This is a genomic window from Nocardia gipuzkoensis, from assembly GCF_021183645.1.
In the GTDB taxonomy this organism is placed as follows: Bacteria; Actinomycetota; Actinomycetes; order Mycobacteriales; family Mycobacteriaceae; genus Nocardia; species Nocardia abscessus.
In genome coordinates this window covers 1286904-1299692 of the sequence record NZ_CP089225.1, presented here as the reverse complement: position 1 = coordinate 1299692, position 12789 = coordinate 1286904, and the positions used below count along the sequence as shown (strand labels likewise).

Here is a 12789-nt window from a genome sequence, read left to right as displayed (position 1 = left end):
GGACATTTTAGTCAGCTTTTTGCTGGCGATTGTTTTGCTGGGTTTTCGGACTCTGGTTATTACTTTTGATTGCGCCTTTCGGGGTGTGATTTGAGTCTTCAACGGAGAGTTTGATCCTGGCTCAGGACGAACGCTGGCGGCGTGCTTAACACATGCAAGTCGAGCGGTAAGGCCCTTCGGGGTACACGAGCGGCGAACGGGTGAGTAACACGTGGGTGATCTGCCTCGCACTTCGGGATAAGCCTGGGAAACTGGGTCTAATACCGGATATGACCTGCTGTCGCATGGCGGTGGGTGGAAAGATTTATCGGTGCGAGATGGGCCCGCGGCCTATCAGCTTGTTGGTGGGGTAATGGCCTACCAAGGCGACGACGGGTAGCCGGCCTGAGAGGGCGACCGGCCACACTGGGACTGAGACACGGCCCAGACTCCTACGGGAGGCAGCAGTGGGGAATATTGCACAATGGGCGAAAGCCTGATGCAGCGACGCCGCGTGAGGGATGACGGCCTTCGGGTTGTAAACCTCTTTCGACAGGGACGAAGCGCAAGTGACGGTACCTGTAGAAGAAGCACCGGCCAACTACGTGCCAGCAGCCGCGGTAATACGTAGGGTGCGAGCGTTGTCCGGAATTACTGGGCGTAAAGAGCTTGTAGGCGGTTTGTCGCGTCGTCCGTGAAAACTTGGGGCTCAACCCCAAGCTTGCGGGCGATACGGGCAGACTTGAGTACTGCAGGGGAGACTGGAATTCCTGGTGTAGCGGTGAAATGCGCAGATATCAGGAGGAACACCGGTGGCGAAGGCGGGTCTCTGGGCAGTAACTGACGCTGAGAAGCGAAAGCGTGGGTAGCGAACAGGATTAGATACCCTGGTAGTCCACGCCGTAAACGGTGGGTACTAGGTGTGGGTTTCCTTCCACGGGATCCGTGCCGTAGCTAACGCATTAAGTACCCCGCCTGGGGAGTACGGCCGCAAGGCTAAAACTCAAAGGAATTGACGGGGGCCCGCACAAGCGGCGGAGCATGTGGATTAATTCGATGCAACGCGAAGAACCTTACCTGGGTTTGACATACACCGGAAACCTGCAGAGATGTAGGCCCCCTTGTGGTCGGTGTACAGGTGGTGCATGGCTGTCGTCAGCTCGTGTCGTGAGATGTTGGGTTAAGTCCCGCAACGAGCGCAACCCTTATCTTATGTTGCCAGCGCGTAATGGCGGGGACTCGTGAGAGACTGCCGGGGTCAACTCGGAGGAAGGTGGGGACGACGTCAAGTCATCATGCCCCTTATGTCCAGGGCTTCACACATGCTACAATGGCCGGTACAGAGGGCTGCGATACCGTGAGGTGGAGCGAATCCCTTAAAGCCGGTCTCAGTTCGGATCGGGGTCTGCAACTCGACCCCGTGAAGTTGGAGTCGCTAGTAATCGCAGATCAGCAACGCTGCGGTGAATACGTTCCCGGGCCTTGTACACACCGCCCGTCACGTCATGAAAGTCGGTAACACCCGAAGCCGGTGGCCTAACCCCTTGTGGGAGGGAGCCGTCGAAGGTGGGATCGGCGATTGGGACGAAGTCGTAACAAGGTAGCCGTACCGGAAGGTGCGGCTGGATCACCTCCTTTCTAAGGAGCATGTCTGCGCGATCGCCTCGAACAGTCGAGTGTGGTCGTGCCAGAGACCGCTTATGTCCCCGACTGTGGGACTGCGGGAGCTCATGGGTGGAACGCTGGCATGTGCCTCGAAGATGCTGGGAGCCTGAGTGCTTCTGGTTCGGGGATGTAGTCGACACACTGTTGGGTCCTGAAAGAACAGGCGTTCTTTCCAGGCAAAAAATACGATCCGCCCGGATTTCCTTGATACCTCGGGGTTTTTGATTTCGATGGTCTTGGAGTTCGATTCGGTGTGGGTGTGTTGTTTGAGAACTGCACAGTGGACGCGAGCATCTTTGTTAGTAAGTGTTGAAGAGCGTACGGTGGATGCCTTGGCACCAGGAGCCGATGAAGGACGTAGGAGGCTGCGATAAGCCTCGGGGAGCTGTCAACCGAGCTGAGATCCGAGGATTTCCGAATGGGGAAACCCGGCACGAGTGATGTCGTGTCACCTGCCGCTGAATATATAGGCGGTTGGGAGGGAACGTGGGGAAGTGAAACATCTCAGTACCCACAGGAAGAGAAAACAATTGTGATTCCGTGAGTAGTGGCGAGCGAAAGCGGATGAGGCTAAACCGTTCAGATGTGATACCCGGCAGGGGTTGTCTGGGCGGGGTAGTGGGGCTCACTTTCTCGATTCTGCCGAGTCGAGCGACAGTCAGAAAAGTTCGTGTTAGTCGAAGTGGTCTGGAACGGCCTGTCGTAGAGGGTGATAATCCCGTAGACGAAAACACGTGCTCTGTTGTAGTGGGTGCCCGAGTAGCAGCGGGCCCGTGAAATCTGCTGTGAATCTGCCGGGACCACCCGGTAAGCCTGAATACTCCCTGGTGACCGATAGCGGACTAGTACCGTGAGGGAAAGGTGAAAAGTACCCCGGGAGGGGAGTGAAATAGTACCTGAAACCGTGCGCTTACAATCCGTCAGAGCCTTCCCTTCGGGGTGGGGTGATGGCGTGCCTTTTGAAGAATGAGCCTGCGAGTCATCGGTGTGTGGCGAGGTTAACCCGTGTGGGGTAGCCGTAGCGAAAGCGAGTCCGAATAGGGCGTGTGAGTCGCATATCATGGACCCGAAGCGGAGTGATCTACCCATGGCCAGGGTGAAGCGACGGTAAGACGTCGTGGAGGCCCGAACCCACTTAGGTTGAAAACTGAGGGGATGAGCTGTGGGTAGGGGTGAAAGGCCAATCAAACTCCGTGATAGCTGGTTCTCCCCGAAATGCATTTAGGTGCAGCGTCGCGTGTTTCACACCGGAGGTAGAGCTACTGGATGGTCTAGGGGGCCTACAAGCTTACCGAAATCAGCCAAACTCCGAATGCCGGTGTGTGAGAGCGCGGCAGTGAGACTGCGGGGGATAAGCTTCGTAGTCGAGAGGGAAACAGCCCAGATCGCCGGCTAAGGCCCCTAAGCGTGTACTAAGTGGAAAAGGATGTGGAGTCGCGAAGACAACCAGGAGGTTGGCTTAGAAGCAGCCACCCTTGAAAGAGTGCGTAATAGCTCACTGGTCAAGTGATTCTGCGCCGACAATGTAGCGGGGCTCAAGTACACCGCCGAAGCCGCGGCACTCCAGCATTATTCTGCTTTCGAGCCAGGAGCTGGGGTGGGTAGGGGAGCGTCGTGTAGCCATGGAAGCAGCAGTGTGAGCTAGTTGTGGAGGCTACGCGAGTGAGAATGCAGGCATGAGTAGCGAAAGACGAGTGAGAAACTCGTCCGCCGAATGACCAAGGGTTCCTGGGCCAGGTTAATCCGCCCAGGGTGAGTCGGGACCTAAGGCGAGGCCGACAGGCGTAGTCGATGGACAACGGGTTGATATTCCCGTACCCGTGTATCCGCGCCCAGTGGCGAATCAGTGGTGCTAAGTGCCCAAATGTGGATGGACTTCCTTCGGGAAGCTTGAAGCGGCTGCGCACGACCCCTGCTGTAGTAGTCAAGCGATGGGGTGACGCAGGAAGGTAGCTGGGCCAGGTGATGGAATACCTGGTGTAAGCCTGTAGGGCGAGTGGTAGGCAAATCCGCCATTCATACAGCCTGAGAGGTGATGCGTAGCCGATTGAGGCGAATTCAGTGATCCTATGCTGCCGAGAAAAGCCTCTAGTGAGTTGGTACACGGCCCGTACCCCAAACCGACACAGGTGGTCAGGTAGAGAATACCGAGGCGATCGAGAGAACTGTGGTTAAGGAACTCGGCAAAATGCCCCCGTAACTTCGGGAGAAGGGGGACCACGTCTGGTGACCGGCTTTACGCTGTGAGCTGGGTGTGGTCGCAGAGACCAGAGAGAAGCGACTGTTTACTAAAAACACAGGTCCGTGCGAAGTCGTAAGACGATGTATACGGACTGACGCCTGCCCGGTGCCGGAAGGTTAAGAGGACCGGTTAGCGCCTTCGGGTGCGAAGCTGAGAATTTAAGCCCCGGTAAACGGCGGTGGTAACTATAACCATCCTAAGGTAGCGAAATTCCTTGTCGGGTAAGTTCCGACCTGCACGAATGGCGTAACGACTTCTCTGCTGTCTCAACCACAGACTCGGCGAAATTGCATTACGAGTAAAGATGCTCGTTACGCGCGGCAGGACGAAAAGACCCCGGGACCTTCACTATAGCTTGGTATTGGTGTTCGGTACGGTTTGTGTAGGATAGGTGGGAGACTGTGAAGCGGGCACGCCAGTGTTCGTGGAGTCGTCGTTGAAATACCACTCTGGTCGTATTGGACTTCTAACCTCGGACCCTGATCGGGTTCAGGGACAGTGCCTGGTGGGTAGTTTAACTGGGGCGGTTGCCTCCCAAAATGTAACGGAGGCGCCCAAAGGTTCCCTCAGCCTGGTTGGCAATCAGGTGTCGAGTGCAAGTGCACAAGGGAGCTTGACTGTGAGACTGACAGGTCGAGCAGGGACGAAAGTCGGGACTAGTGATCCGGCACCGGCATGTGGAAGCGGTGTCGCTCAACGGATAAAAGGTACCCCGGGGATAACAGGCTGATCTTCCCCAAGAGTCCATATCGACGGGATGGTTTGGCACCTCGATGTCGGCTCGTCGCATCCTGGGGCTGGAGTAGGTCCCAAGGGTTGGGCTGTTCGCCCATTAAAGCGGCACGCGAGCTGGGTTTAGAACGTCGTGAGACAGTTCGGTCTCTATCCGCCGCGCGCGTCAGAAACTTGAGGAAGGCTGTCCCTAGTACGAGAGGACCGGGACGGACGAACCTCTGGTGTGCCAGTTGTCCTGCCAAGGGCACTGCTGGTTGGCTACGTTCGGAAGGGATAACCGCTGAAAGCATCTAAGCGGGAAGCCTGTTCCAAGATGAGGTTTCTCACCACCTTTGAGTGGTTAAGGCCCCCCACAGACCATGGGGTTGATAGGCCGGAACTGGAAGCACGGTAACGTGTGGAGGTGACCGGTACTAATCGGCCGAGGACTTACCAACAAAGGTTGCTACGCGTCCACTGTGCGGTATCTGAAACAACACACAGACCGCTTACACCCTCCCACGGGGTTCCCTCACCTTTTCGGTGAGCGGTTCGTGTGGGGTGGGTGTGGGGGGTGTGGATAGTTTCATAGAGTTACGGCGGCCATAGCGGTAGGGAAACGCCCGGTCCCATTCCGAACCCGGAAGCTAAGCCTGCCAGCGCCGATGGTACTGCACTCGACAGGGTGTGGGAGAGTAGGACACCGCCGGAACATCTTTCCCGAAAGGCCCTCGACATCAGTCGAGGGCCTTTCGTCGTTTGTTCGGTAGAATTGTGTTTCGCAGCAAATTCGCAGGGAATGCGAGAGTACGTAGCGCGCGGAGACCGAGAATGGTCGGCGGTATGGAGCCGCCCGCGCGAACAACGGAGGTTTGCATGTTCGTCGCGACGACGCCGGCTCGGTCGGCGGCGCTCGACCCCGGCACACCGGCGCGATCGCTATGGTGGCCGCCGAAGCTGCCCGCCACGGCTGTGTACCTGTCGGGCCTGATCGCTGTCTCGGTGGTCTTCTCGGTACTGAGCGACTCCGCGCAGACGAGGATGGTCCTGCACGCGAGCACGAACCTGCACAACCTGCTGAACGGTCGCGTCGGGACGCTGCTGGCCAGCGCGTTCGTGATCGGCGACGTAGTGGCGGCCTGGGTCATCATCCCCCTGCTCGCTTGTCTGCTCGCCCTCGTGGAACTGCGCTTCGGCGCGCTGCATGCGGTGCGCGTCTTCCTGGCCGGTCACATCGGCGCCACGGTGCTCGTCGCGGCGGGCCTGTGGATCGGGGTGGAAGCCGGGTGGGTACCGGCGAGCATCCGCTGGGCCGAAGACGTCGGCGTGAGCTACGGCGCCATGGCGCTCATCGGCGTGCTCGTTGCCGCGGTGCCGTACCGGTGGCGGATCGCCTGGGCCACGATGTGGTTCATCGTCGCGGTCGAGGGCGTGCTGATCGGGCAGACCTTCACCCACGTGGGGCACCTGGTGGCGTTCACGATCGGGGCCGCGGTCGGATTCTTCATGGCTCGGGCCGAGACCATCACCCGGCGGCTCACCCGGGTGGAGACCGCCTTGCTCTCCGGAAGCGCGATCCTCGCGGCGATCCTGCTCATGGGCTGACGGCAGCCACCGAAGGGCGCTCGCCTACAGTGCTTGGGTGCGCCTAGTGATTGCTCGCTGTCAGGTCGACTACGTGGGGCGACTCACCGCCCATCTTCCGATGGCCCGCAGACTTCTGCTGATGAAAGCGGACGGCTCGGTGCTCGTGCACTCCGACGGCGGCTCGTACAAGCCGCTGAACTGGATGAGCCCGCCCTGCCGGCTGGAGGAACGCAACGGCGACGCGCAGTTGCCGGACGGAGCGAAGGCGCTCTGGGTCGTCACCAACAAAGCAGGCGAAGAACTCCGCATCACCATCGAGGACATCGAGCACGATTCCTCCCACGAGCTCGGCGTCGACCCGGGCTTGGTGAAGGACGGAGTGGAGGCCCACCTCCAAGAACTGCTCGCCGAGCACGTGCACACGCTCGGCGCCGGTTACACGCTCGTCCGCCGTGAGTACATGACCGCGATCGGGCCGGTGGACCTGCTGTGCCGGGACGCCGACGGCGGCACGGTGGCGGTCGAGATCAAACGGCGCGGTGAGATCGACGGCGTCGAACAGCTGACCCGGTACCTCGAGTTGCTCAACCGCGATCCGCTGCTGGCTCCGGTCGTGGGCGTCTTCGCCGCCCAGCAGATCAAGCCGCAGGCGCGCACGCTCGCCGAGGATCGCGGCATCCGCTGTCTCACACTCGATTACGACGCCCTGCGCGGCACGGAGAGCAACGAATTCCGCCTCTTCTGAACTCAGAGGGCCGTGCGGGGCTCGCGGGCGCGAGTAATACGCTTGTCGCATGCCCCGCCGGAAGCCGCGTTCGGATCGCCATGCTGATCGCTCGTGGGCCGGTGGGGCACTAGGCGACGTCTTCGGACGGACCGAGTCAGGTCCGGACGGGGACGAGACGTATGTGGTGCGCGCCATCCCCGGCGCACGTGCGATCAAGACCTATCGGTGCCCCGGCTGCGACCACGAGATCCCACCCGGCGTCGCTCATATCGTCGCGTGGCCGGCGTACGGCGGAGAAGACGACCGCAGGCACTGGCACCACGGCTGCTGGAACGGGCGCCGAACCCGCCGGATCACTCGTCGGTGGTCCTGACGCATCGAGCCGCGTCCCGAGACGCCGTCATGACGGCCGTACGCTTGGGCACCTCTACACCGGCTGGACGAATCGAGCGACTGCGCAACGACCTGTCCCGTGTGCATGAGCGGTGTTCAGACGGCTGGACGGTACGCACGCGACCCGGACGAGCGGTGGGGTCCGGATTGGGCACGTCGCAGCTGACGTAGACGAGCCGGTGGTGTCCGGACGGTTGGACAGTTCGCGCCTGACGACGATTGCGGCGACGCGAGAGCTTGCTGGCTACGTGCGTCGTCGGCCCCGCGGGAAGCGGCACGAATCCCCGGTCCCTGCCCGAGCGGTGCCGTAATGGCATCCCCGAACGTCGTTACAGCCGCGGATCCGCTGGGTGCGGAATTAGGGAAGGCCGCCCTGGTGAGGGGCGGCCTTCGGTGAATTCGGTGGAGATTGCTGCTGTCGCCGTTGACCCGACGTCAGTTGCTGATGTCGGCGCTCTCGCGCTCGTCCGAGTCGATGTCGTCGTCCTCGGTGGCGACCTCGGGGATCGCCTTCTGGCGCGAACCGGTGACCGACTTGGTGTTGCCGCCGATCGACTTGCGCTGGTCCGGAACACCGTCCAGCAGTTCGCTCTCCCGGTTGACCGCGGCGAGCATCGCGGGCACCGAGTCGAGCTGACCGCGGATGCCGAGCAGCTGGGCGAGCACGCGGCCGCGCAGCACGCGCATCTCCTCGGCCAGTTCCTTCGCGTGCGCGATCTTGCGCTCGGAGGTCTGGGTGGCGGAGGTGATGAGGCGGTTGGCCTCGTCGGTCGCGTCCTTGATCCGCTGGGCGGCCTCGGCGCGGCTGGTGGCCTCCAGCTCCTCCATGGCGCGGGTGAGCTTGGTGCGACGCTCGGCCATGGTGGCCTCGAAGTCCTGCTGGGTGGCCTTGCGCTTCGCGTCGGCTTCCTTGCCGATGCGGTCAGCCTCGGCCTGGGCGGCCTCGATGATCTTGGCGGACTCGGTGCGTGCGTTCGCGAGGGTCTGCTCGAACTCGATCTCGAGCGCCTCGCGCTTCTCCTTGGTCTCCGCGAGCAGCGACTCGTACTTGCCACGCATCTCGGTGGCCTGCTGCTCGGCGATCGACACCATCTCCGCTGCCTCGGCCTGGGCCAGGGCACGGACCTCGGACGCCTCGTCGGAGGCGAGACGGAGCATGCGGGAGATGCGGTCGGACATGCCTTCCGCGGTGGTCGGCGGCACCGAGAGTCGGTCGACCTCCTTGCGGAGTTCGTCGATCTCGTCGCGCGCGTCTTCCAGCTGGCTCGCGAGGTTACGTGCTTGTGCCGCAGCGGCATCGCGGTCGGTGGCGGTGACTCTCAGTTCCGCGTCGAAGCGGTCGAAGTAATTACGCACCTCGTCTTGCGCATAACCCTTGCGCACAACGGTGAAGGGCAGTGCAACGAAGCGATTGCGATCGGACTCGGGTGACGACATGGCACACAAACTACAGCCTGAAGACAGCCGATGGTGACTCGACTGCGAATGTCATTCCAACGAGTTTTCCCGACTTGACGTCGATACTAGTGCGTAACATGAGCGCTCGGTTCGACCAACTCGATCAGCACACCTCCAGCATCCTTCGGGTGGATGAAATTGATGCGGGAATCCGCCGTTCCATGCCGCGCAGCCTCGTACAGCAAACGCAGACCTTTGGCGCGCAGGTACGCGGAGACGGCCTCGATGTCGGTCACCCGGTAGGCCAGTTGCTGCAAGCCGGGCCCGCTGCGGTCGATGAACTTGGCGATGGTCGACTCCGCGTTGAGGGGGGCCAGCAACTGCAGGGCGGTGGCGCGATCCGGCGCACCGGGCAGCGACAGCATCGCCTCGTGCACGCCCTGGGCCTCGTTGACCTCCCGATGGGTCTCCACCATGCCGAGGTTCTCGGCGTACCAGGCCACCGCGGCGTCCAGGTCCGGCACCGCGATGCCGACGTGGTCGACCGCGGTCACGTAGTCCGCGGGGATGAACGATGACTGTTCGATAACGTTGCTCACCATTCGAAAGTAGCGCGACCTGGCACCGGTCGCGCGGGGCACACCCGCTACCGTTGAGTAGAACACCTGCTCTCGCGCTACCTCGCGGGGGGGCGCGGGCAGGTCCGATCTACGAATGCGAGGCTCGTCGTGACCACTTCCGTGATCGTCTCCGGTGCGCGTACCCCGGTCGGCAGGCTGCTCGGGGGTCTGAAGGACTTCAGCGGTTCCGATCTCGGCGGGTTCGCCATCAAGGCGGCGCTGGAGAAGGGCGGTGTCGCGCCCGACCAGGTCGACTACGTGATCATGGGCCAGGTGCTCACCGCGGGCGCGGGGCAGATCCCGGCCCGGCAGGCGGCGGTGGCGGCGGGCATTCCGATGGACGTGCCCGCACTGACGCTGAACAAGGTCTGCCTGTCCGGCATCAACGCGATCGCCCTCGCCGACCAGCTGATCCGGGCGGGCGAGTACGAGATCGTGGTCGCGGGCGGGCAGGAGTCGATGAGCCGGGCGCCGCACCTGCTCGAGAAGAGCAGGGAAGGCTTCAAGTACGGCGATGTGACCCTGCGCGACCACATGGCCTACGACGGCCTGCACGACATCTTCACCGACCAGGCGATGGGTGCGCTCACCGAGGCGCGCAACGAGACCGACCGGATCAGCCGGGAGGACCAGGACGCGTTCGCGGCGGCTTCGCACCAGCGTGCGGCGGCGGCGTGGAAGAACGGCGTCTTCGACGACGAGGTGGTTGCGGTCGCGGTGCCGCAGCGCAAGGGCGATCCGGTGCTGGTGACCACGGACGAGGGCATCCGCGCCGACACCACGGTGGAGTCGCTGGGCAAGCTGCGACCGGCCTTCCGCAAGGACGGCACGATCACCGCGGGCACCGCCTCGCAGATCTCCGACGGCGCCGCCGCGGTCGTCGTGATGAGCAAGGAGAAGGCGCAGGCGCTCGGGCTGAGCTGGATCGCCGAGATCGGCGCCGCGGGCGTGGTCGCGGGCCCGGACTCGACGCTGCAGGACCAGCCCGCCGCCGCGATCGCCAAAGCCTGCGCGCGCGAGGGCATCTCGCCCGCCGACCTGGACCTGGTGGAGATCAACGAGGCGTTCGCCGCGGTCGGCATCGCGTCCACCCGCAAGCTGGGCATCGACCCGGAGAAGGTGAACGTCAACGGTGGCGCCATCGCCATCGGCCACCCCCTGGGCATGTCCGGCGCCCGCATCCTGCTGCACCTGGTGCTCGAGCTGAAGCGCCGCGGCGGCGGCGTCGGCGCGGCCGCCCTCTGCGGTGGCGGCGGCCAGGGCGACGCCCTCATCGTCCGCGTCTGACCTTTGCGGGGCGACACCCCGCGCCGCATCGTCAACGGATGGCCGCCCCGAGATGGGCGGCCATCGGTCGTCCCACCGCACGGCACGCGGGGACACGGCACAGTGTGCGCCCGGTGCGACCAGCTGACCGGAGTGTCACGAGCAGCGGTCGCCGCACCAACTACGAACAGCGATCCCTAGGTCACCACCCACGTCGGCCCGCCGCCGCTTTCGGGGGAAGCGAGCCCTAGCTGTGTCCTTCGCGACCGGCTTGCGCTGGAGTGATCGCTGTGTCGGTGGCGAAGTCCTCACCAGTGGTTGCCTCCCGCCCATAGTGAACCCTGCTCCGCGTGTTACTGCCGCCCTGCGTGGCCGGGTCGGCCCGACCGGAAATTTTTGGGTGGAGCGAGATCGAGTGTGTGCCGTTCGCGGCCCGCAGCTCGAAGGACTGCTGTGTCGATGGCGAAGTTGTCGGCAGTGGTTGTCTCCCGCCCGCGGTGAACTTGCGCTCCGCATGTCGCTCCCGCCCTTATGGCCATGTCCGGCTCGGCCTGCAGATTTCGAGTCATGCGCCATTTCCCCGCACCTCAGAGAAGTGCTGTGTCGAGGTCGCCAGCAGCGTTCGTTCGGCCACTATGGACGGCGAACCTCGGGTCCGCAGGGGCATCGTTTACGCGACCACCACAGTCCGACCACAGGTTTCGAGCGAAGCGAGACCGAGCATTGTCCGTTCGCGGCCCGGCTCGCGTCCGAGCGACCAGGGGGCCGCGACGAAGTCGCCAGCGGCGGTTGCTCGGACGCGAACCACCAGGGGGCCGCGAACACCCAGCGCCGCAGGCGCTGGAAATTAGACACAGCTCACTACGACAGTGCGTAGTGCATCCGGCAGAATGGGGCGCATGGGCAATGTCTTCGACCTGAGCACGGTGGCCAAGCGGTTTCGTTTCATCGCGGTGCTCGAGGCGATCTCCTGGTTTCTGCTGATCATCGGCATGGTGTTCAAGCGGATTCCCGAGCCGGTGCTGTGGCCGGTCAAGGTGTTCGGCATGACGCACGGCATCGTGTTCGTGCTGTTCGTGATCAGCGCGATCGTGGCGGCGCGCGAGCTGGGCTGGAACCTCAAGACCACCGCTCTCGCGTTGCTGTCCAGCATCCCGCCGTTCTGCACGGTGCTGTTCGAGGTCTGGGCGGTGCGCACGGGTCAGCTGGGTGAGCTGAGTGTCGCCGGTTCGGCCGAGTCCGGGGCGCCCGCATCCGCCACGTCGTGACAAACTGGAAGTCGTGAATCGACCAGCCGCACGCCGTCCTTCGCCCGCTGTCGCCGCCGCCATGTCCGGGGCGGTCGATCTGTCCAGCCTGAAGCAGCCCGCGGGAGGCGCGGGCGCAGCCGCCGACGGCGACCACGCGGTGTCCGAGGCCGACTTCGAGACCAGGGTTCTGCGTCGTTCGATGCAGGTGCCCGTGGTGGTCGTGCTGTATTCGCAGCGCAGCCCGGGCAGCGTCGAACTGGTCCGGACGCTGGAGCGTCTGGTGGCCGCCGATGCGGGCACCTGGGACTTGGCTACCGTCGAGGCCGAGGCCAACATGCGCATCGCGCAGGCGCTGCGGGTGCAAGGCATTCCGACGGTGATCGCGATCGCGGCCGGGCAGCCGCTGGCCGATTTCGAGGGCGCGCAGCCGGAGCCGCAGGTGCGGCAGTGGCTGGACGCGGTGGTCGACGCGGTGGCGGGCAAGCTGGAAGGCGGCGGGCAGCCGCAGCAGCAGCCTGCCGAGGACCCGCGTTTCGCGGCGGCCGAGGCGGCGCTGGAGCGGGGTGACCTGGCCGGCGCCGAGGCCGCCTACCAAGCGATTCTCGACGCCGAGCCCGCGAACGAGGAGGCCAAGGGCGCGCTGCGCCAGCTGCGGTTCCTGGCTCGGGCGCAGGAGCTGCCGGAGTCGGCCATCGCCGACGCCGACGCCGACCCGTCGAATGTCGAGGCCGCGATCCGGGCCGCCGATCTCGAACTGTTCCAGCAGCGGCCCGAGGCGGCCTTCGACCGGCTGATCGCCGTCGTCAAGCGGACCTCCGGCGACGACCGCACCAAGGCGCGTACTCGGCTGCTCGAGTTGTTCGAGCTCTTCGACCAGGCCGAGCCGTTCGTCGTGGCCGCACGCCGCAAGCTGGCCGCCGCGCTGTACTGAGTCCACCGCACTGAGAC

General features: G+C 63.5%; 8 protein-coding genes and 3 rRNA genes. 9 read left to right on the top strand and 2 right to left on the bottom strand.

Annotated elements, in window-relative coordinates; all coding sequences use genetic code 11:
* Window positions 1-98: 98 nt before the first annotated feature.
* The 6 genes from LTT66_RS06030 (at window position 99) to LTT66_RS06005 (ending at window position 7287) form a co-directional block, all read left to right on the top strand.
* Window positions 99-1617 (top strand): 16S ribosomal RNA (locus LTT66_RS06030).
* A gap of 327 nt (window positions 1618-1944) precedes the next feature.
* A 23S ribosomal RNA gene (locus LTT66_RS06025) occupies window positions 1945-5058 on the top strand.
* Window positions 5059-5195: 137 nt separating this feature from the next.
* Window positions 5196-5312 (top strand): 5S ribosomal RNA (gene rrf / locus LTT66_RS06020).
* The 16S, 23S and 5S rRNA genes sit together here, the layout of an rRNA operon.
* A 164-nt stretch (window positions 5313-5476) precedes the next feature.
* Window positions 5477-6205, top strand: a complete 729-nt coding sequence (locus LTT66_RS06015) for a rhomboid-like protein (RefSeq protein WP_233065018.1) — start codon at window positions 5477-5479, stop codon at window positions 6203-6205.
* Window positions 6206-6242: 37 nt separating this feature from the next.
* On the top strand, window positions 6243-6932 hold the full coding sequence (gene nucS / locus LTT66_RS06010; protein ID WP_195103397.1) for an endonuclease NucS: 690 nt from the start codon (window positions 6243-6245) through the stop codon (window positions 6930-6932).
* Between the two features lie 49 nt (window positions 6933-6981).
* On the top strand, window positions 6982-7287 hold the full coding sequence (locus LTT66_RS06005) for an ATP/GTP-binding protein (protein WP_195103396.1): 306 nt from the start codon (window positions 6982-6984) through the stop codon (window positions 7285-7287).
* Window positions 7288-7742: 455 nt separating this feature from the next.
* Here the strand turns inward: LTT66_RS06005 and LTT66_RS06000 are convergent, their stop codons facing one another.
* Both LTT66_RS06000 and mce read right to left on the bottom strand, forming a co-directional pair.
* On the bottom strand, window positions 7743-8744 hold the full coding sequence (locus LTT66_RS06000) for a coiled-coil domain-containing protein (protein WP_181720008.1): 1002 nt from the start codon (window positions 8742-8744) through the stop codon (window positions 7743-7745).
* Between the two features lie 86 nt (window positions 8745-8830).
* Window positions 8831-9307 (bottom strand): methylmalonyl-CoA epimerase, encoded by a 477-nt coding sequence (gene mce / locus LTT66_RS05995; protein WP_181720007.1) that lies wholly within the window; start codon window positions 9305-9307, stop codon window positions 8831-8833.
* A 126-nt stretch (window positions 9308-9433) separates the two neighbouring features.
* Here mce and LTT66_RS05990 point away from each other — a divergent pair, with 126 nt between their 5' ends.
* The 3 genes from LTT66_RS05990 (at window position 9434) to LTT66_RS05980 (ending at window position 12772) form a co-directional block, all read left to right on the top strand.
* Window positions 9434-10612, top strand: a complete 1179-nt coding sequence (locus LTT66_RS05990; protein WP_195065651.1) for an acetyl-CoA C-acetyltransferase — start codon at window positions 9434-9436, stop codon at window positions 10610-10612.
* Window positions 10613-11490: 878 nt separating this feature from the next.
* On the top strand, window positions 11491-11859 hold the full coding sequence (locus LTT66_RS05985; protein ID WP_372478629.1) for a DUF3817 domain-containing protein: 369 nt from the start codon (window positions 11491-11493) through the stop codon (window positions 11857-11859).
* 61 nt (window positions 11860-11920) lie between these two features.
* Entirely contained in the window at window positions 11921-12772 is an 852-nt protein-coding gene (locus tag LTT66_RS05980; RefSeq protein WP_233069024.1) for a tetratricopeptide repeat protein, read from the top strand.
* Window positions 12773-12789: the final 17 nt, after the last annotated feature.

Bases quoted from the DNA above. Each gene is read 5' to 3' on its own strand.
- LTT66_RS06015 (WP_233065018.1), top strand. From the start codon at position 5,477: ATGTTCGTCGCGACGACGCCGGCTCGGTCGGCGGCGCTCGACCCCGGC.
- LTT66_RS06005 (WP_195103396.1), top strand. From the start codon at position 6,982: ATGCCCCGCCGGAAGCCGCGTTCGGATCGCCATGCTGATCGCTCGTGG.
- LTT66_RS06000 (WP_181720008.1), bottom strand. From the start codon at position 8,744: ATGTCGTCACCCGAGTCCGATCGCAATCGCTTCGTTGCACTGCCCTTC.
- mce (WP_181720007.1), bottom strand. From the start codon at position 9,307: ATGGTGAGCAACGTTATCGAACAGTCATCGTTCATCCCCGCGGACTAC.
- LTT66_RS05985 (WP_372478629.1), top strand. From the start codon at position 11,491: ATGGGCAATGTCTTCGACCTGAGCACGGTGGCCAAGCGGTTTCGTTTC.
- LTT66_RS05980 (WP_233069024.1), top strand. From the start codon at position 11,921: ATGTCCGGGGCGGTCGATCTGTCCAGCCTGAAGCAGCCCGCGGGAGGC.